General features: G+C 62.5%; 15 protein-coding genes. 3 read left to right on the forward strand and 12 right to left on the reverse strand.

Annotated elements, in window-relative coordinates:
- Window positions 1-102: 102 nt before the first annotated feature.
- From QM707_RS05655 to QM707_RS05685, 7 genes are all read right to left on the reverse strand, one after another.
- A complete protein-coding gene (locus QM707_RS05655) occupies window positions 103-1,323 on the reverse strand; it encodes an Eco57I restriction-modification methylase domain-containing protein (protein WP_415000886.1) in 1,221 nt (406 codons plus the stop codon).
- A complete protein-coding gene (locus QM707_RS05660) occupies window positions 1,307-1,906 on the reverse strand; it encodes an HNH endonuclease (RefSeq protein WP_415000887.1) in 600 nt (199 codons plus the stop codon). The genes QM707_RS05655 and QM707_RS05660 overlap by 17 nt, the downstream gene beginning before the upstream one ends.
- Window positions 1,907-1,915: 9 nt before the next feature.
- Window positions 1,916-2,584 (reverse strand): hypothetical protein, encoded by a 669-nt coding sequence (locus QM707_RS05665; RefSeq protein WP_415000888.1) that lies wholly within the window; start codon window positions 2,582-2,584, stop codon window positions 1,916-1,918.
- 3 nt (window positions 2,585-2,587) lie between these two features.
- Window positions 2,588-4,792, reverse strand: a complete 2,205-nt coding sequence (locus QM707_RS05670) for an ATP-binding protein (RefSeq protein WP_415000889.1) — start codon at window positions 4,790-4,792, stop codon at window positions 2,588-2,590.
- A gap of 235 nt (window positions 4,793-5,027) precedes the next feature.
- Window positions 5,028-6,206: a hypothetical protein gene (locus tag QM707_RS05675; protein WP_415000890.1), complete on the reverse strand. Its 1,179-nt coding sequence runs from the start codon at window positions 6,204-6,206 to the stop codon at window positions 5,028-5,030.
- Complete coding sequence (locus QM707_RS05680) at window positions 6,203-6,685, reverse strand: hypothetical protein (protein WP_415000891.1); 483 nt, start codon at window positions 6,683-6,685, stop codon at window positions 6,203-6,205. Before QM707_RS05680 ends, QM707_RS05675 begins: the two co-directional genes overlap by 4 nt.
- A gap of 138 nt (window positions 6,686-6,823) precedes the next feature.
- Window positions 6,824-10,600, reverse strand: coding sequence for a methylmalonyl-CoA mutase family protein (locus QM707_RS05685; protein WP_415000892.1), 3,777 nt, complete (start codon window positions 10,598-10,600; stop codon window positions 6,824-6,826).
- 149 nt (window positions 10,601-10,749) lie between these two features.
- Here QM707_RS05685 and QM707_RS05690 point away from each other — a divergent pair, with 149 nt between their 5' ends.
- On the forward strand, window positions 10,750-13,800 hold the full coding sequence (locus tag QM707_RS05690; RefSeq protein WP_415000893.1) for a diguanylate cyclase domain-containing protein: 3,051 nt from the start codon (window positions 10,750-10,752) through the stop codon (window positions 13,798-13,800).
- A 67-nt stretch (window positions 13,801-13,867) separates the two neighbouring features.
- On the opposite strand, the gene QM707_RS05695 is transcribed toward QM707_RS05690, so the two are convergent.
- The 5 genes from QM707_RS05695 to QM707_RS05715 all read right to left on the reverse strand — a co-directional run bounded on the left by QM707_RS05695 (window position 13,868) and on the right by QM707_RS05715 (window position 16,941).
- Window positions 13,868-14,419: a group 1 truncated hemoglobin gene (locus tag QM707_RS05695; protein ID WP_415000894.1), complete on the reverse strand. Its 552-nt coding sequence runs from the start codon at window positions 14,417-14,419 to the stop codon at window positions 13,868-13,870.
- Between the two features lie 13 nt (window positions 14,420-14,432).
- Window positions 14,433-15,338, reverse strand: coding sequence for a DUF3034 family protein (locus QM707_RS05700; RefSeq protein ID WP_415000895.1), 906 nt, complete (start codon window positions 15,336-15,338; stop codon window positions 14,433-14,435).
- A 6-nt stretch (window positions 15,339-15,344) separates the two neighbouring features.
- On the reverse strand, window positions 15,345-15,785 hold the full coding sequence (locus QM707_RS05705) for a hypothetical protein (protein WP_415000896.1): 441 nt from the start codon (window positions 15,783-15,785) through the stop codon (window positions 15,345-15,347).
- 87 nt (window positions 15,786-15,872) lie between these two features.
- Window positions 15,873-16,325: a cupin domain-containing protein gene (locus tag QM707_RS05710; protein ID WP_415000897.1), complete on the reverse strand. Its 453-nt coding sequence runs from the start codon at window positions 16,323-16,325 to the stop codon at window positions 15,873-15,875.
- Window positions 16,318-16,941 (reverse strand): sigma-70 family RNA polymerase sigma factor, encoded by a 624-nt coding sequence (locus tag QM707_RS05715; RefSeq protein WP_415000898.1) that lies wholly within the window; start codon window positions 16,939-16,941, stop codon window positions 16,318-16,320. Before QM707_RS05715 ends, QM707_RS05710 begins: the two co-directional genes overlap by 8 nt.
- A gap of 402 nt (window positions 16,942-17,343) precedes the next feature.
- On the opposite strand from QM707_RS05715, the gene QM707_RS05720 reads away from it, so the two are divergent.
- Complete coding sequence (locus tag QM707_RS05720) at window positions 17,344-18,444, forward strand: Glu/Leu/Phe/Val dehydrogenase dimerization domain-containing protein (RefSeq protein WP_415000899.1); 1,101 nt, start codon at window positions 17,344-17,346, stop codon at window positions 18,442-18,444.
- A gap of 127 nt (window positions 18,445-18,571) precedes the next feature.
- Window positions 18,572-19,441 (forward strand): hypothetical protein, encoded by an 870-nt coding sequence (locus QM707_RS05725; RefSeq protein ID WP_415000900.1) that lies wholly within the window; start codon window positions 18,572-18,574, stop codon window positions 19,439-19,441.
- Window positions 19,442-19,471 lie beyond the last annotated feature (30 nt).

The following is a 19,471-nucleotide window of genomic DNA, read 5'->3' on the forward strand; positions in this document are numbered from 1 at the left end:
CGCCTAACAGGCTTGCTCAACCACCGCGCGAGATCAACCAATCAAAGCACGCATCTGCATCAAAACCACTCTTAGCCGTGGCGGGCTGCCCGTTCTCTACAATCAAGCCAGGGCGAGCTCCGCAATGGCGTCAGCCACAAGCGCGGCAGAAATGTTTGGATGCCCATGGTCCTTGTGAAGGTGACTAATAGTCCTCGCTAGTCTCGTAGCAAAATCATCACGATCTTTCGCGGGCATGCCGCGCGAAAGCTCAACGACGATTACATGGTTTTCTACTACGCATTCGAAGGTTCTGGATCGAATCAAAGCAAAATCCACCTCCCAAGCGCCAGGCGACCCACGCATTGACCGCTTAATTAGAATCATGGGACCCTTTGAGATATGGTGACTCGACAGCCCCTTCCTTCCAATGTACTGGCGCTCGCGATAACGGTGGTGATGTCTCAGCTTGCCATCGCGCCCGATGTTTCCTCCATTCACTAACAGCATCGCGCCCTTCGGGTTCCCGGTCAGATCAAGCTCCGTTCTATTCCAGACCACCGGACCGACGCGGACCGAACCTCTGCTTCGCCCTCTATCTTTCGTCTTAGTATCGAAATCCAATAGTTGCTTCGATGCCTGCTCGTAAGCGAGAGAAAACACAATCGGCTCTACGTCTTGACTAGTACGCTTCTTGAACGCGTGAAATGCGATTTCCTGATTGACATCCGGGAAAACTCTTGTGCGACTGCGGAAGGCATTTATCGTCAACTCGGACACATGCTGGGCAACGAACTCGCGCAGTTCGGCCGAACCAACATTCCGGGTCCAGCCGTGGGGTGCAATCATAAACACTGTCCCGCCGGGCCTGCAGAGTTCAATTGCTTTTCGAATAGCCACGCCGTACAAGTTGCGTCCAGCGGCCCGCGCTACCTTCCAATCAATTTCAAATCGTTCGGCGTCTCTTGCGCCTAGCGCCAGGTACGGCGGGTTGCTGACGATAACGTCAAAAAGAGATGCGGCCTGCCATTGAAAAAAATTCCTGATATACACAGCTATCGGATACGAAACCTTCGCATTCAACCGGACCAAATGTCGCGGACTCACCTCAACGAACGAGAGATCTACCAATTTCCCGGTCGCATCTAGGTTGCGGGCGAGCGCATGTCCTAGTCGACCATCGCCACAACAAGCGTCAAGCACTCGAATTGGTTCCACCACATCATCAAATCCGGCGACGGACCGAATAAAGACAACAAACTTTTCTATGACCGTCGCAGGCGTGGGATACACGCCGACATCAACCCAGCCTCGCTCCGACTCAAGATTAGTTACGTCTAACATCACTAGGCTCGTATGGCGAAACTTCGTGAAGCTTGTCCAACAAATCCCCAACGTCCAGAAGAAGTCCAGCAACATCACCACTGACCCCACCTGCAACTAGAGGCCTCATTGCTTCTCGCAGCGCATGAAGCTCGGCCCGCACGCGCACCATCTCTCGCAAGAGCAAGAGCTGAGGTCGATTTAGATACAATCTTTCAATCATGTACGCGGCGGCCGGATTCTTGGGCCGAGCGACTAATCGCTCATCAATATCAATGACTTGCGCCAAATCAGTAGAGGAAGGGTCAATGTAGGCAGCTTCAGAGTAGTCATCGACTGGATCCGCGGGCCAGTCACAGCCCTTGAAAGAGTTGCAGACCGCGCAAGCATAGAAAAGATTGAAATAATCGTCTTCCTTATCTGGAAAGTGCCTTTTTGGACGGAAATGTTCAACGTGAAAGTTCCTGAACCCTCCGTAAGAAGATTCCTTGATGGCGCAATAGACACACTGCTCTCTCCCTTCTTCGCGAAGTAGAGACTTCCATTCCGAGTACTTGCCAGCTGGCTGCTTTGCTGAGTGCTTGTCGATTAAGAACCAGTTCACATAGCCCCCTCACTTACGAGCTTGCTCTCGCAGCAACATGACCGCTTCCTCAAGCTTCGCCTTCAGTTCCTTGGCGCGATCCAACCACTCCCGAGATGTCGTTACCTCTGTAATTGAAAACGAACTCTGAGTACTGGCCCGAATAGCCTCGAGTCGAGAGATGTCGCTCTCATTGACGTCACCGGCCGCAACAGCGCGAACAATTCTACCAAACTCGGCAAGTTGACTTTCATAGCGCCCGAGATAGCTTTTTCCCATTCGTAACATCCGTTCAACATACAAATCTGGCTGCTCATCGAAATCGTTGCGGGCAACAATGGCATCCAACTCCTCTGCCGCATCATCCAAGTCATCGCTATTCTTGACCGAAGTCACTATGACCTGAGGCAAATCAGGCACCTGCTGCCGAACAATCGCCGCTATGTCATGCCCAGAGTAGTCTGCCCCTGCTTCGTCTGCAGAACCGCTCAACTTCTCATCAAGAACCAACACGCGCACGTCGTTTGCGAGTAGCCATGGGGAATAGTCATTCAAGTCAGGTAACGGAGCTATCTCCAGAACCTCCCAACTTAGACCACGGGCATCAATTTCTAATCGAACGTGACCGGCGAGTGTGGACCGCATCTCCGCATTGTCGTCGACAATCGCAATCCTATCCATTCGTTGCACTCGGTCCATCCGTCAATTCCTTTTCGCAGGAAATCGAATCTTGAATGTTGCGCCACCCAGCTCACCTTTCGGTTGCGCAAGCACGGAGCCGTTCATTTCATCGGCAACCGACTTAACTATGGAAAGCCCTAAGCCAGTACCAACCGACCTTCCTTTGGTATCCGCCTTCGTAGAAAAAAGCGGCGTCCAAATTTGAGGTAGGTGTTCTCTGGCGATGCCAGGGCCCGAATCAGAAACGCTCAACTCGATGACTCTGTCGTCGCCCTTTCCAGCGTACGCCGCTGTCAATAGAACCCGCTTCGCCTTGGACATTCCAGCGTGGTGAAACGCGTTTGTTAGGAGGTTGAGAATTACTGCTTCGATATCCATGACAAAGGCTCGAATCTCGAGACCATGAACAATCTTCCGCTCGAGCTTTAGACCAGCAGCCTGATAGAGCGGCTCGATCTCGTCGGCCAGATTCCCGATGATCTTTGAAACGTCTACCTTTGTCCGTCGCCGCTTGTCTTTCTTTACTCTTGATATCGCGAACTGACCCCACACGCCCACCTTTGTTATCGCTTTCGTCGCCTTCTCCAACTCAGTCTGCGTCAGCGATAAGTTTGGCTTGGAGGCACTGATGGATTTTAGAGCCAAAGACGTAGACATGCGCGCCTGCGCTAGCGCGGACTCGGTCTCATGCGCAAAGACTGCGCTTGAAATTCCTACGGTAGCAAGCCCTCTGTAAACTGTGGCTTGACTTGCCAGCTCTTCGATTTCTCTTTCGGCACGCGCAAAACGCTCCGAAACTGCCGCCAATTGCTCGACAGTCGCCCTGAGGCGAACCGACTCACGCCCCTCCGCAGATCGCTGAACGTCAGAAAGCGATCGTTTTAGAGTGCCTAGGCCTTCTTTGATCTGACCTAGCACCTCTGGAAGCCTCTCCGCTGACTCCTGCTCCGCCTCTCGTTCACTGGAGAATCGCTCGTGATAGAAGGATTCGAGCAACTGGACGCAAGCAATCACGGCCACTTTCAGCGTCACGAACTCCGCGCTGTGAATCAGCCCCTCTCGCGCAGCGCTGTCGGAAAGGCCCGGATTGGTGTCTCTGCCGATCTCGATCACACCTACCAATTGATTGGCAGCAATTTTGAAAGACTTCCTTCCCGCACCGGCTGGATTCCTGATCTTTCTCTCCGAAAGCGATAGCCAATCGCCTTCTGGATGAGTTGGATCGCCGTAGGGCTTGACCTTGATTCCGTCGCGATAGATCCTCACCCCACCTTGAGCATCTAGATATTCCTTCAGCTGATTTAGCGAAAAGTTTCCAGAAAGACTGGCTGCTTTTCTCGGAAAGAACGACAACAAGACGGAAAACTTTCCCGTGGAGAATGGAATTTGCGGGTTCGAGTTGACCAATTGATTCCAGGCAACATCACCTGTTCGTATGGAATGGCGGTTCTGACCGGCTTTGAGAGGCGGCGTAGAGACGCGATAGCTTAGGCGGCCTGATTTATCGAATTCACCCTCAAGCTCCAGCGCCGCGGCTAACTCAAACGCGGACCGCACCGACTCGAACTCGTCGGCAACACTAGTACGAATCCAGATTTGAAAATCACCTTTCGCTCTGGAGGCTGGCACCAACGTCGCTAGCTCGACGCCCAAGTAGTCCAGATCGTCAGAGTTCCAGCCTTGACGCAATTCCTTTATTCGAACCTCTGTGCCAGTTTTTGGGAGCTGTTTAGGATTCGCCCGCAAACAAAGGACGGGCCGGGAGTCTTCCAAATCCTCAACCGCTACTGCCCCAATTTCAGTACCGTCAATATCAAACTGATTCCAATCGACTCGAACGCCAACTTCCGCATACCCCTCAGTTTGACTGCGAAGCTCGAGTATGGCACCTAGCCGATCGGCTGAAAGCCTACCAATGCCTTTTTCTCCCGTTTCGCGACGCCCTTTACGACTAAACTTTTTCTTGCGCTTTTCTGAGAATCCTATTCTCAAGAATTTCCCATCAATGTCTTGCGACGACATTCCGCTTCCGTCGTCCGCAATTCGGATGTAACTCCCTGAACTCCGATCTGCACCTATGATCTCGATCTCGACATTTTCAGCATCCGCGTCGTAGGAGTTCTTGACCAGCTCAATTAAGGCCGTGGTGTGATCCTTGATGCTCTCGCGCCCGAGACTAATTAGCGCACGAGCATCCACCCGAAAAGCACGCTTTGATTTCGGCATCACATTCCCCGTTCATCTGTCGCGGCAACCGCACGTTGCGACGTTATTCACCGCCAACTTCCTGCAACGATGACCCGACCATAGCGTAGTTACGCTTGACTGGTACTTCACTACTTCTCTTCCGCGGAATGCTCACGCCGAATCGGCCTCAAGTCAAACAGTCGGTTGGGCTCGGGGCTATGTGACTATTCTCACACTGACCGGAACGGCGACCGCCTTGGGCTGGGGAAAGGGGTCAGAGAACATTTCCGTTTGAACTGGCTTGCTCCCCTGTCAGCCCCCGCAACGTCACGACCGCGTCCGTTAGCCCGGCCTCGCTTATCGGCAGCGCGCGATCGATGGAGTCTTCGGCATGCCGCTGCGATTCGACCAGAAGGAGGTCGCGAGCTGCGGTATCGCCATCGAACGCGGCGATCAGGGCCTGGCAGCGCGGCCAGAGGTGGGGTGCGAACCAGTCGCCATTGGCGTTGAAGGGAATCTGGCGCATGGCATCGGGCGAGCCGGCGACCAGTGACCGGAAGAACGCTGTTTCCAGCGCAACCTGCCAACGGAAATCCTTGTTCGCTGCCACGGCGGGCGCAGGCAGGGCGGCAATCGCGGCGTCGAGCCGATCGCCCGCCTCTGCGGCTTTCTGCCATTCGCCGCGGTTCTGTGCCGCCTTCATGACGATCCAGCCATGGATCAGTTGCACGCCGTCGCGCCCCTTCGCCAGGGCGGCCACCTCGCCGTCAGGAAGCTGGTCTGCCGTCGTGCCGGTAATCGACCGCCCCAGCAAGCGCATGCATTGCGCCGCGGGATGCTGTTCGAAATCTCGCCGCCACCAGGCCAGGAAGTTCAGGCCATCGGTGGGACAGCCCGACACCATCGGCAAGGCATTGATGACGGCCAGTTCGAGATGCAGCACGGCGAAGCCGAGCATGAAGCCGTTCGCGGGCGCGGGAACCCAGGAACCCAGCAGGGCCAACACCGATGCGCTGGCGAGATTGGCGAGAACGCCACCGGAAACGAACCACAGCATTTGCGGACGCAAGGCACGCGCGGGATCGGGCCAGGCCATCACGAAGGCCGAGGGCGTGCGCTGGCTTCCGCGACGACGCCATCGCCAACCGCGGCGGGAGAACACGCACTGCCAATGGAAGAATGCGCCGCGGACCAGCGTCATGCCGGCCGCACGCGCCGCGAACGCATGACCAGTTTCATGGATGGCGATCGCCGCGAAGTAGAACACCAGCGTCGTTGCCAGGGCCACGAAGATGCGAAAATCGACATCCAGCACCAGACCTCGCCCGACGAGGTACATGCAGACGCCGGACCCTGCGATGACGATCAGAAACTGGACGGCGCTCAACAGGCCGGCCAGCCAGCGTGGCGGCACCCAGGGATCGGCCGGCAGCGTTGCGTTTTCGCCGTTCAACAGCCGCAGCGACCGTTTGCCGGCAGCTCCACGTGGCTGCCGTGGGCTTCGATAGTCGCGTTACAGGCGTAGCTGGTGGATTCGCAGTTTTCATCCTGCGACGCCTCGCAGTTTTCGGCGATCTTGCAGACCAGGTCGACGCGGACCTGCGGGTTCCGCAACTGGAACAGCACCGGGTCGCCGATGCGGCTCGCGGGTTCGCCGGGTGCTTCGACGATCTCCGCGCTCAGGCGTTCGGTGCGGCCGTTGATCCGCAACGGAGTCCGATCTTCTTCGTCCAGGTTCCAGCCGGTCAGATAGTGCCGATAGGTGTTCTCCTCGGCGCCCGCCCCGAAGAAACAGCCGCAGCCATCGAATTCCGCCTCCACGTCCACCGGCAACAGGCCGACGACGAGCTTGCCGTCGGCCGAACGCGCGATGTCATCGCCGCTCAGGCCCAGGCTGGCCAACAGCAACAGGAGATGGCGTGCGCTTGTCATGGATCGATATTGAACCATCGGGCGAAGAAAGTCGCGGGATGGGGTTCAGGGTTCGGTGCGTGTGAAAGAAGACGGGCCGCGATGGCGGCCCGTTTGTCGCGACTTGCGTCGCTCCTACAAGGGAAACGACGCAGCGGGTTACATATTTCGGCGGTATTCGCCGCCGACGTCGTACAGGGCGTGGCTGATCTGGCCGAGGCTGTGGGTTTTCACCGCTTCCATCAGCGCAGCGAAGATGTTCTTGCGTTCGCGGGCGGTGGATTGGAGGGGTGAAAGTCCATTCGCGCCCGAGGTCGCGACTTGCGTCCCACGGGGATTTCCTTCGGTCATCGCTCCTACAGTCGCGCCGTTGGAAAGATCGTTGCGAGCGAGTTGGTAGGCGCGGACGTTGGCGATCTGCTGGCCCTTCTCGCCTTCGGTCGAGCGGATCAGTTCGATGGTCGTGGTGATCTCGCCGCCGTGGTCCTTGCCGAGGAAGGTGTTCACGCCGATCAGCGGCAGGCTGCCGTCGTGCTTCTTCTGCTCGTAATACAGCGATTCTTCCTGGATCTTGCCGCGCTGGTACATGGTGTCCATCGCGCCGAGCACGCCGCCGCGTTCGCTGATGGCTTCGAATTCCTTGTACACGGCCTCTTCGACAAGGTCGGTCAGCTGATCGACAATGAAGCTGCCCTGCCAAGGGTTCTCGTTGAAATTGAGCCCCAGTTCCTTGTTGATGATCATCTGGATGGCGACGGCGCGGCGTACCGATTCTTCGGTCGGCGTGGTGATGGCTTCGTCGTAGGCGTTCGTGTGCAGCGAATTGCAGTTGTCGAACAGCGCGTACAGGGCCTGCAGGGTCGTACGGATGTCGTTGAACTGGATTTCCTGCGCGTGCAGGGAACGGCCCGAGGTCTGGATGTGGTACTTCAGCATCTGCGAGCGCTCGTTGGCGCCGTAGCGCTCGCGCATCGCGCGGGCCCAGATGCGGCGGGCCACGCGGCCGATCACCGTGTATTCCGGGTCCATGCCGTTGCTGAAGAAGAACGACAGGTTCGGCGCGAAATCATCGACCTTCATGCCGCGCGCGAGGTAGTACTCGACGATGGTGAAGCCATTGCTGAGCGTGAACGCCAGCTGCGAGATCGGGTTCGCGCCGGCTTCGGCGATGTGATAGCCGGAGATCGACACCGAATAGAAATTGCGCACGCCCTTGTCGACGAAGAACTGCTGGATGTCGCCCATCATGCGCAGGGCGAATTCCGTGCTGAAGATGCAGGTGTTCTGCGCCTGGTCTTCCTTCAGGATGTCGGCCTGCACGGTGCCGCGCACGGTCTTGAGCGTATGCGCCTTGATCTTCGCGTACGTCTCGGCATCGACGAGCTGATCGCCGGTGACGCCGAGCAGGCCCAGGCCCAGACCATCATTGCCTTCCGGCAGCGGGCCAGAGTATTCGGGGCGATGGCGGCCTTCGTAGAGTTCGGCGATCTTCTGGTGCGCCTCGTCCCAACGCGCCTGGTCGGCCTGCAGGTACTTCTCGACCTGCTGGTCGATGGCGGTGTTCATGAACATCGCGAGGATCATCGGCGCCGGGCCATTGATCGTCATCGACACCGAGGTCGTCGGCGCACAGAGGTCGAAGCCGGAATACAGCTTCTTCATGTCGTCGAGCGTAGCGATGGATACGCCGGAGTTGCCGATCTTGCCGTAGATGTCCGGGCGTTCGGCCGGGTCTTCGCCGTAGAGCGTGACCGAGTCGAAAGCGGTGGACAGGCGCGCGGCCGGTTGGCCGAGGCTCAGGTAATGGAAACGGCGGTTCGTGCGTTCAGGCGTGCCTTCGCCGGCGAACATGCGGATCGGGTCTTCGCCGGTGCGGCGATACGGATACACGCCGCCGGTGTACGGGTACGAACCCGGCAGGTTTTCCTTGCCGAGGAAGACCAGCAGTTCGCCCCAGCTATGGAACTTCGGTGCGGCGATCTTCGGGATCTTCTGGTGCGACAGCGATTCGCGGTAGTTCTCGACGCGGATGGTCTTGTCGCGCACCTGGTATTCGGTCACTTCATCGGTGACCGACTTCAGGCGCTCGGGCCATTCGCGCAGCAGGTTCCAGGATTCGGTCGTCAACGCCTTGACCGCATCGTTGTAGCGCTGGCGCAGCGTGGTGACGCTGCGGTCGGCGTAGAACGCCGGCTTCAGGTCCTGCTGGGCGTAGTCCGGCGCATTCGCGGCGCCCTCGCCCTCGCGGCGGCGTTCCCACTGGAAGAAGGGCTTGCGGCGGTCCGGCATGCCGCTGCGACGTTCGCCGCAGGCCGGGAACGGCAGGTCTTTCGACGGAATCAGGGCTTCGGCTTCGAACAAGGCCAGCATCGGCGGCAACTGGTCGTCGCCGAGGTCGCGCAGCGATTGCCAATAGCTCTGAGCGCGATCGGCGGCTTCGGCCTGCTTCTCGATCGAGGCATTGATGCTGCGGCCCTGCTCGGCGATCTCGGCGAGATAACGCGCGCGATTGCCGGGAATCAGCACGGTGGCGCGCGGTTCCTTCAGCGAGGTGTCGATGGCAGGGTTGAAGTCGCAATGCGCCGTGCCGGCCGATTTGCCGGCATCGTTCGCGGCTTGCTTCGCACGCAGCAGCCGGCACAGGTTCGAGAACATCCAGCTCACGCCGGGGTCGTTGAACTGCGAGGCGATCGTTGGATAGACCGGCACGTCCTCGTCGGCCATCTTGAAGGCGGTGCGGTTGCGCTTCCACTGCTTGCGCACGTCGCGCAATGCGTCTTCGGCGCCGCGCTTGTCGAACTTGTTCAGCACGACGAGCTCGGCGTAATCGATCATGTCGATCTTCTCGAGCTGGCTGGGCGCGCCGAAGTCCGAGGTCATCACGTAGATCGGGAAGTCGACGAGATCGACGATTTCCGAATCGCTCTGGCCGATGCCGGCGGTTTCGACCAAGACGAGGTCGTAGGGCAAGGAGCGCAGGAAGGCGATGCAGTCCTTCAGCACGGCATTGGTGGCGACGTTCTGGCGACGCGTGGCCATCGAACGCATGAAGACGCGCGGCGAACGCAGCGAGTTCATGCGGATGCGGTCGCCCAGCAGGGCGCCGCCGGTGCGGCGACGGGTCGGGTCCACCGAGATGACGGCGATGCGCATCTCCGGGAAGGCCTGCAGGAAGCGGTTCATCAGCTCGTCGGTGACCGACGATTTGCCGGCACCGCCGGTGCCGGTGAGGCCAACCACCGGCGCGGGACGCGCGGGCTGGAAACGCGAACCGCCGGGCGCGGCCCACTGCTTGCGCAGCTTGGCGAGTTCGGCTTCGGAATAGTTGCCGGCTTCGATCGCACTCAGCACGCGGCCGATGGCGATCTCGTCGTCGATGGAAACTTCCGGCGCGGCGACGTCGTTCTTGTTCTTGCCGCCCTTCTTCTTCGCCGAACCGTTGTCGTTGGTGACGGTGCTACGACCCGAAGCATCGCGCGCGCTCTGCGTGCGGCGCACGAGGTCCTCGATCATCGCGACCAGGCCCATCTGCATGCCGTCGTTCGGATGGTAGATGCGCTCGACGCCGTAAGCCTGCAGTTCGCGGATTTCTTCCGGCGTGATCGTGCCGCCGCCACCGCCGAAGACGCGGATATGGCTGGCGCCGCGTTCCTTCAGCATGTCCACCATGTACTTGAAGTATTCGACGTGGCCGCCCTGGTAGCTGGAGAGGGCGATGCCGTCGGCGTCTTCCTGCAGCGCGGCGCGCACGACGTCTTCGACGCTGCGGTTATGGCCGAGGTGCACGACTTCGACGCCTTGCGCCTGGATCAGGCGGCGCATGATGTTGATCGCGGCGTCGTGCCCGTCGAACAGGCTGGCGGCGGTGACGAAACGCAGGGGGCTGCGTTCGCTCGCGGCGTCGGCGGAGGTGAAGTCGCTGGCGGGAGTGCTCATCGCGGGGTTCGGCCGGGTCCAATCAAGACCGGAATTGTAGCGCCGGCGGCGTTAAATGAACCGTGGCGCAGGTCCCGACAGCCCGGAACGACGGGGTTCGGCTGGCTCTTCACGGGGCAGCCGGGCTATCGTTGGGTCGGGGGGTCCGCATGCAGGCACGTCGTTTCGTACGCGCGGTGCAGTGGCTGGTCGTCGGTGTTTCGGCGATGGCGGGCAGCGCTTTGGCCGAGCCGAAGCTGGCGCTGGAGGACATCGGCTTCCTGCCGGCCGAGCATTTCGACCAGGGCGAAGGCCTGCCCGACCTCAGCGTGGTCAGCGCCGCCGTGACCAAGGACGGCCAGGTCTGGCTGGGCACGATGCGCGGCCTCGTGCGCTACAACAGCAGCCGTTTCGTGCCCGAACCCGGGCCGCGCGACGTGTTTTCGGCGCCGGTGCGCGACATCGCCGCCACGCCCGACGACCGCGTCTGGGTCTCGGTGCCCGAACATGGCGTGTACGTGCGCGAAGCCGGCGAATGGCGGCGCGTGCACGACAACGCCGGCCTCGACCGCGACAGCGGCGTGCGCCTGCGCGCCTTCCCGCAGCGCCAGGGCCAGGGTTATCGCCTCTTCGCCACCGGCCGCGGCAGCGTGCACGAATGGGACGGACAACGCTGGCGCCACCATGCGATGCCGGCCGAGATGGCGGCCAGCGAAGTCTTCGATGTGCTGCTGCAAGCCGGTGCGAATGCCGACGAGGACGTGCTCTGGGTCGCAACCTTCGGCACCGGCCTGTGGCGTTGCCGCGGCAAGGAAGCCTGCGCTCGCGTCGTGATGGACGTGGCGGGTCCGCGCTTCAACGAGATCTCCTCGCTCGAACAATGGACCGATCCGTCCGACGGCAGCCCGATCCTGTGGGTCGGCAGCTACGGCGGCGGCCTGGCGCGGTTGCAGCATGGACGTTGGCAGCGCCTGCTCGCTTCGCCCGATGGCCTGCCGACGAATTTCGTGCAGCACCTGCAGGTGCAGTTGCAACCGGGGCAGCCGCCGCATTTGTGGGTGGGCACGCGCAGCGGCCTGGCGCATCGCTCCGGCGACCGCTGGCTGCCGGTGGATTCGGAAGCGGGTTTCGAAGGCGCGGCGGTGAAAGCGCTGGCGATCGGCAAGACCGCCGATGGCGTGCCTTTCCTGTGGATCGGTTCCGACCGCGGCGCGGCGCGTCTGCCCCTGGTCGGGCCGTGGCGCACGATCAGCCAGATCGGCCGCAAGGGCAATGGCGTCTGGTCGCTGCTGCACGAAACCGGCCAGGACGGTGGCGAAGAACTGTGGCTGGGCAGCGATGGCGAAGGCCTGCTGCATTATTCCGCCGCGGGTTGGCGGCATTACCGCACGAAGGACGGCCTGCCCAGCGACATGGTGCGCAGCCTCGCGCGCGAACCGGGCACGGGCGAACTGCTGGTCGGCACCTGGGGCGGCGAACTCTCGCGTTTCGACGGGCGGCGCTTCCAGCGTATTCCCACGCCCTGGCCGAAATCCGATCACGAGGCGATCAGCCAGATCTGGAAGGACAGCGATGGCTCGCTCTGGTTCTGCCTGCGCGAATCCGGGCTCGCGCGCCTGAAGGATGGGCAGTGGACGAGCTGGAGTCCGAAGGACGGACATCCGCGTCGTGTCTACGATCTTGAACGCGTCGGCGACGTGCTCTGGGCGTCGACCAGCACGCATGGCATCGCACGCATCGACGCCGACGGCCGATGGACCTATTTCAGCGTCGCCCAGGGCTTGCCCGACGACAGCTTCTACGCGATCAGCCGCATTGCGCGCGAGGACCAGCGCCAGGTGCTGTGGATCGGCAGTCTGAAGGCCGGCGTGCTGCGCCTGGACGTCAGCGATGCCGCGCATCCGCGCGTGGTCGAGCGCCCGGCCCTGCCGACGCCGCCCGACCCCTTCGTCTATGAAGTGGTGCCGGACGGGCGCGGCAATCTTTTCCTGTGCACGAACTACGGCGCGGCGCTATGGCGCGCGCGCGGCAACGGCGTGTACGACGCCACCGATTTCCATCGCGTCGACGGCATGCCGCACGACGAATGCAACTACGGCGCCTTGCAGGTGGACGAACGCAAGCGCATCTGGATCGGCACCATCGGCGGCGTCGCGGTATTCGAGCCTATCGCGCTGAGCGGCACGAAGGCGGCGCCCCTGGTGCTGGAAGGCCTGACGATCGATGCGCGCGCGGTGTCGCGCGCGCGACTGACCCACCCGATCGAGCTCGCGGTCGGCACGCACGACCTGCGTTTCGAAGTCGCGCTGCGCACCGGCGAACAGGAATCGGGCATCCGCTACCGCAGCCAGATGCTGGGCCTGGAAGCCCAGGCGACGCCATGGACCCCGGACAACCAGCGCGGCTTCACCGCCCTGCCCGCCGGCGACTACCACTTGCGCATCGAGGCGATGGACGCGCACGGCCGCCTGGCCAAGCCCATCGACCTGGCGATCACGATCCCGCTGCCGTTCTGGCGCACGACGCCGGCGCTGTTGTTGTTCGGACTGCTGGCCGGTGTATTGCTGTACGTGCTGCTGCGCCTGCGCGAAGGCCAGCAGCGCCGCCGCGAGAAGCAACTGGTGGAACTGGTGCGGCAACGCACGTCCGAACTCGAATCGCGCGGCATCGAACTGCGCCGCATCAACGAGGAACTGACGCGCCTCTCCTATCACGACCCGCTGACCGACCTGGCGAACCGCCGCATGCTGCTCGAACGCCTGCATGGCGAATGGGAACTGGCGCAGGCGCGCGGCACGCCGCTGTCCTTCCTGTTGTTCGACCTGGATCAGTTCAAGCTCTACAACGACCAGCGCGGGCACCTGGCCGGCGACGACTGCCTGCGCGAAGTGGCGCGGCGCATCGACGGCGAATTGCGCAAGCCCGAGGATACGGCCGGTCGTTATGGTGGCGAAGAATTCGGCGTGGTGCTGCCCGGCCTGACGCTGGACCAGGCGATGCAGGTGGCCGAACGGATTCGCCGCGTGGTCGAAAAAGCCGAAATGCCGCATGCGGCCACGCCCGAGGGCGTGGTGACGATCAGCGTCGGCGTGGCCTCGGTGATTCCGCATCAAGGTTTCAGCGCCGAGCTGTTGATCGCCGCGGCCGACGCCGCCTTGTACCGCGCCAAGCTCGCAGGCAAGAACCGGGTGGAAGCGGCGGGCGTAGAGAAGCTGGATTGATGGTTCGTGGTTGGTAGTTGATTGGATGAGAGCTGTAACTACCAACCACCCACCACACACCATCAACCTATCTGCCCTCTATCTCGCGATGCATCGGCGCGAGTTTCGCCAGTAATTTGTTCTGCGCACGGAACGGAATGCCACGCTTGTCCATCGCGATCTGCAAGTCCTCGACCAAGGCGTTGAACTGCGCGCGATCGATGCCGAAGCCGGCGTGCGCGGATTTCATGTCGCGGCCCGTGTATTCGCAACCGCCGCCGAGGATGGCGCAGAACTGCTCCACCAGATGACGCTTGACCGCCTTCTGGTCCACGTTCTCGAAGAAGGACTTCGTGCGCGGATCGCGCAGCAGCTGGGCCATGAATTCTTCCATCAGGGCCGTCAGGCCTGCTTCGCCGCCGAACTGGTCGAACACCGCGCGCAGTTCCGGGTGCGCCGGTGCCGGATCGGCGGCGGTCGGATCGCGTTGCGGCAGTTGCGCCTCGTCGGGCGCGGCCTCGTCCGCCGGCACGTCTTCGGCCGGGACTTCATCAGTCTCGGCGTCCTGCGCGAGGCAGACCGGGCTGAACAGCGCCAACAAAAACAGCAATGCGAAACTCCGGAACGGCTTGCGGTTCATGCGCGGGATTTCCTCAGAATCCGACCTGCAGCGAGGCATAGACGCCGCGCTGCCGGTCCTTGATGACGATGTTGCCGAGATCGACGTAGGCGACGGTCAGCGATACGTGGCGGTTCGGCGCCCAGGCCACGAAGACGTCGACCCAATCGTCTTCGCGGGCGATGCCGAGGTTGTCGGGTTTGCCGCGGTATTCGGCGCCGATGGCGAGCTTGCGGTTCACCAGGTAGGCGGCCGAGATCTCGAACTGCGGACGATAGCCATCGTGCTTGTCCCCGCCGAAACCGAGCAGGCCCATCTGGTTGGCCTTCGTGAAGCGCACGGTGCCGTTGAGCAGGATGCCCTGCGCGAGAAAGAGTTTCGTCGCCGAGACATAGATGTCGGTGCCGGAATCGTCCTCGGCGCCGATGGCCGACAGCAACGCGCCGCGGTTGTTGCGCTTGTGCTGAACGCCAATCGAAATTTGCGGCATCGCGCGGTCCGAATCGAGCACGGCGTCGCCGGCGAGGCGCACCTTCAGGCCGATGATGTCCTGCTTGATCGTGAAACCGCGGCCGAGGCCGAGCGCGGCACCGACGTCTTCGGTATCGAACTCCTGGCGCGCAATGCTGAGTTCGACGCGGTCGTGGATACCGATGAGCACGCCGTAGCTGTCGAGGTGGTAATCGTCGACGTTCACGCGCGTGTAGAAGGCGTTCGCGCCCCATTGGTCATCGCTGCCGTAGCTGCCGATGACGGCCCAGGGCGTCAATCCCCCGCCGGCCGCGCCTTCGACCTGGCTGACGCCGCCGGTCAGGATCAGCTTGCCGCCATGGCCGATCTCGCCGGCGGCCTTCTCGTCGTCGGCGAATGCCGGCGTAGCGCTTGTGGCCAACGCGAACAGGATCGACGCACGCAGCGTCGGAGCGTATTCGATGCGCATGGCGAATCAGGGCTTCGCAGGCGGATTGCGTACCGGTTCCGGCGTAAAGGCCGGAACGGGCTTGGGCACGCGCACCAGATGCCAGACGCCGCTGACGCCATCGCCTCCGGCATCGCCGCGTTTCTTGTCGGAGATCCAGCGATACAGCGGCTTGCCCTTGTAGGCCCATTGCTGCCGTCCGTCCTTGCGCTGCACGAGCGTGAACGGCCCCTTCGGTTGCGCGCCCGCGTCGGCGAAGATCGGCGGCCACAGCAGGCGGCACTGCGCATCGCAGTTGCTCTTGCCCGGATCGGTATCGCCGTCGTAGGTATAGACGCCGCGGCCTTTGACATCGACGAGGATGCCGTTGCGCTGACGGATCGGCGGATAGGCTTCGGCAGGGGTCGCCGGGGCGCTCGCGGTCGCCGGGGCACTGGCCAGAGCCAGCGTCAGAAGCAAACTCGACATGATCACGATGTTCCCCTGCGATGTAGCGCCGGATCGGCGCGCAGGGGTAATACGCCGGCGTCATGCCGGCCGGATGCAGCGCCTGGCTCAGGCGTGCTGGTGCAGGGAATCCCGGCGCTCGCCCCGGATCAGGAACAACGCGCCCCGGGGCGAATGGAAATCCTCGTGGGGATGCCCTGCCCGCACGAGCAGATAGTCGCCGGCGCGGTACTCGGTGCCGGACTGCACCAGGGAGCCTTCCAGCAGCAGGCATTCTTCGTCGTGATCGTGCACATGCGCCGGCAACACGGCGCCGGGCTGCATGCGCCAGAGCGTGGTTTCGGTGCGTTCGTCGCAGCGCACGCGCTTGGCTTCGATGCCGGCGACCACCGTCACCCAGCGGCCTTCTTCGGCGCGCACGACCTGCAGCGGCGCCCCACGAACCTGGGCCATCAGGCGATCGTGCATGGCCTGCGCGACCTCGGCGGCGGGCAGCAATTCGGGCAGCTGTCCGCTCAGGGCGGCCAGCAGGATGAGATCTTCGGGCTTGCGATCAGGCATGGTCCTGGCCTCCCTTCAGCAGGGCTTCGCGCAGCACGGCCAGGCCGCGACGGGAGTGCGATTTCACCGTCCCGAGCGGCCAACCGGTTTTTTCCGCGACTTCCTGCTGGCTCATGTCTTCCTCGAACAACATGCGCAGCACGACCTGCTGCGCTTCCGACAATTCCACGAAGGCCCGGCGCACGGCCCGGGCCGACCACCAGCGTTCCGCCGCCTGCTCGACGCTGATCTCTTCACATTCCGTATACGTGTCCTGCGCTTCCTCCGGATGCAGCTCGACCTCGCGCGACTGGCGTTGCCGACGTCGCCGACGATCCAGCGCCCGGCTCCAGGCCAACGTCTGCAGCCAGGCCATGGGCTCGCCGCGTTCGGTACGGTAATCGGCGGCTTTCGACCAGACCTGCAGATAGACGTCGCCCACCGTCTCCTGCGCATCCGCCGGATTTTCCAGCACGCGCATCGCCACGGCATAGACGCGGCCGAGCGTGAGTTCGTACAGCCTCGAAAGCGCTTCGCTGTCGCGCTGGCCGATGCGTTCCAGCAGTTCGGCCAGTTGCGCCGAATCCTCGTTGCTCGCGCTCGTTTCGCGCCCGATGTTGTGCGGATCGACTGCCACCACGCCCTCCCGTGTCGGCGGCAGTCTAGGCAATGAGACGCGCATCACGCAAAAAAATGGCGGCCGGAGTACGGCCGCCAAGTCCCTGCTCAAGGGTCTGTGCCGGCCGCATCCCGGGGAGAGACGAAACGGCCAGGCAATGAGGCGAACGCCCTGCCGCGAAAAAAGCGGACAGCCCCGCTGGCCGCCCGGAATCGGCCGGGACCGAACCCGGCGGCGGCTTAACCCGGGCATCGCAACTGCGTTAGAGCGTTTGCTTTACACTACGCCGCGCCGGGCGCCCCGCCTTCGGCTAAAGCGAAACATTTATCCCATAATTTTCATCTACTTGCGGAACATTCCTGAAGTGGAGAGCCAACCTTGGCCCTGCGCACTTCCAGGCCGTCCCGCGCGGAGCCCGTCATGATTTTCGACACCATCGCCCACACCGGTCACGAAGAAGTCGTCTTCTGCCACAACAAGGACGCCGGCCTGAAGGCCATCATCGCGATCCACAACTCGGTGCTGGGTCCCGCCCTCGGCGGCCTGCGCATGTGGCCTTACGCCACCGAACAGGACGCGCTCAACGACGTGCTGCGCCTGAGCCGCGGCATGACCTACAAGGCGGCGGTGTCGGGCCTGAACCTCGGCGGCGGCAAGGCGGTGATCATCGGCGACCCGGGCAAGGACAAGTCGGAAGCGCTGTTCCGCGCCTTCGGCCGCTTCGTTAATTCGCTCAACGGCCGCTACATCACGGCCGAAGACGTCGGCATCGACGTCAACGACATGGAATACGTGTTCCGCGAAACCGAATTCGTCACCGGCGTGCACCAGGTGCACGGCGGCTCGGGCGATCCCTCGCCCTTCACCGCCTACGGCACCCTGCAGGGCCTGATGGCTGCGCTCTCGGTGAAGTTCGGCAACGAGGACGTCGGCAAGTACAGCTACGCCGTGCAGGGCGTCGGCCACGTCGGCATGGAATACGTGAAGCTGCTGCGCGAGCGCGGCGCCAAGGTCTTCGTGACCGACATCAACAAGGAACTCGTGCAGCGCGCGGTCGACGACCACGGCGCCGAAGCGGTGGCCGCCGACCAGATCTACGACGTCGACGCCGACGTGTATTCGCCCTGCGCCCTCGGCGGCACGGTGAACGCCAACACGCTGCCGCGCCTGAAGTGCAAGGTCATCTGCGGCGCCGCCAACAACCAGCTGGCCACCGACGAGATCGGCGACGAAGTGATGCGCAAGGGCATCCTGTACGCACCGGATTACGCGGTGAACGCCGGCGGCCTGATGAACGTCTCGCTGGAGATCGACGGCTACAACCGCGAACGCGCCATGCGCATGCTGCGCACGATCTACTTCAACCTCGGCCGCATCTTCGAGATCAGCAAGCGCGACAACATCCCGACCTACCGCGCCGCCGACCGCATGGCCGAAGAGCGCATCGCCACGATCGGCAAGCTGCGCCTGCCGCACCTGGGGCAGAGCGCGCCACGCTTCCAGGGCCGCCGCGGCTCCTGATCGCCGCGCCCGCAAGGCAGTACCGCACCGCCCGGCTCGCCCGGGCGGTGTCGTTTCGGCGGGTCGGATAGAATTGACGTTCTCCGGCGCCAGGGGTTGGCGGCCGGACTCACCGGGCAGACAGGCCATGACGCATACGCGCACTCGCTTCGCATCGATCCTCATCGGCTTCGCCCTGACCACGGCGGTTTTCGTCGGCGGCGCCATGGCCGGCCCGACGAAATTCGGATCGCGCTCGCTCGATATCCCCGACCCGTCCGGGTTCGAACCGGTCAGCAAGGACCTCCCGCAGGTGTTCGATGTTTCGCAGGCCTACCTGCCGCCGGGCAACCGCCTCGTCGAGGCTTACATCAAGCCCGAGGCGAAGGCCGAATTGCTTGCCGGCAACCCGCAGGACCTCGAGCGCTATTTCCAGTTGCAGGTGTTGCGCCAGGTCGATGGCGTGTCCATCTCGGACGAAGAATTCGCCGCCAACATGGAACAGGTGGAGGCGGAGATCGCCAAGCTCGCGCCGACGCTGGACAAGCAGGCCGCGGAACTGGCCAGCAGCGGCAACAAGGCGGTCAAGGACCAGTACGGCGCCGATGCCAACCTGACGCTGAGCGGCGTGCAGTACGACGGCGTGTTCAAGCGCGAACCCTGGGGCGTGTTCTTCTCGATGGGCAGCAATGTCGCCGTCGGACCGGGCACGGAGAAGCGCGTCATCGGCGGCACCGCCATCGTCATGGTCAAGCAGCAGTTGCTGTACCTGTACTGCTTCGCCGACGACACCGGACCCGAAGCGCGCCGCTGGGTGCAGGAAAACGTGGTGGCCTGGGCGGAAAGCATCCGCGAAGCCAATGGCGAAGACGCGACCGCCACCGGGTCCGAGGCCGGCGCGACGGCAGGCGCGGGTTCGCGCAGCTCAGGCGTGATGCGCGGCGCGATCGTCGGCGCGCTGATCGGCGGCATCGTCGGCCTGATGTTCTGGTTGAACAAGAAACGAAAAGCCGGTTGAGCCGGTCGCACTACTGACCCTGGAGCCCTG

The organism is Arenimonas sp. (genome assembly GCF_047602345.1).
Classification (GTDB): domain Bacteria; phylum Pseudomonadota; class Gammaproteobacteria; order Xanthomonadales; family Xanthomonadaceae; genus Arenimonas.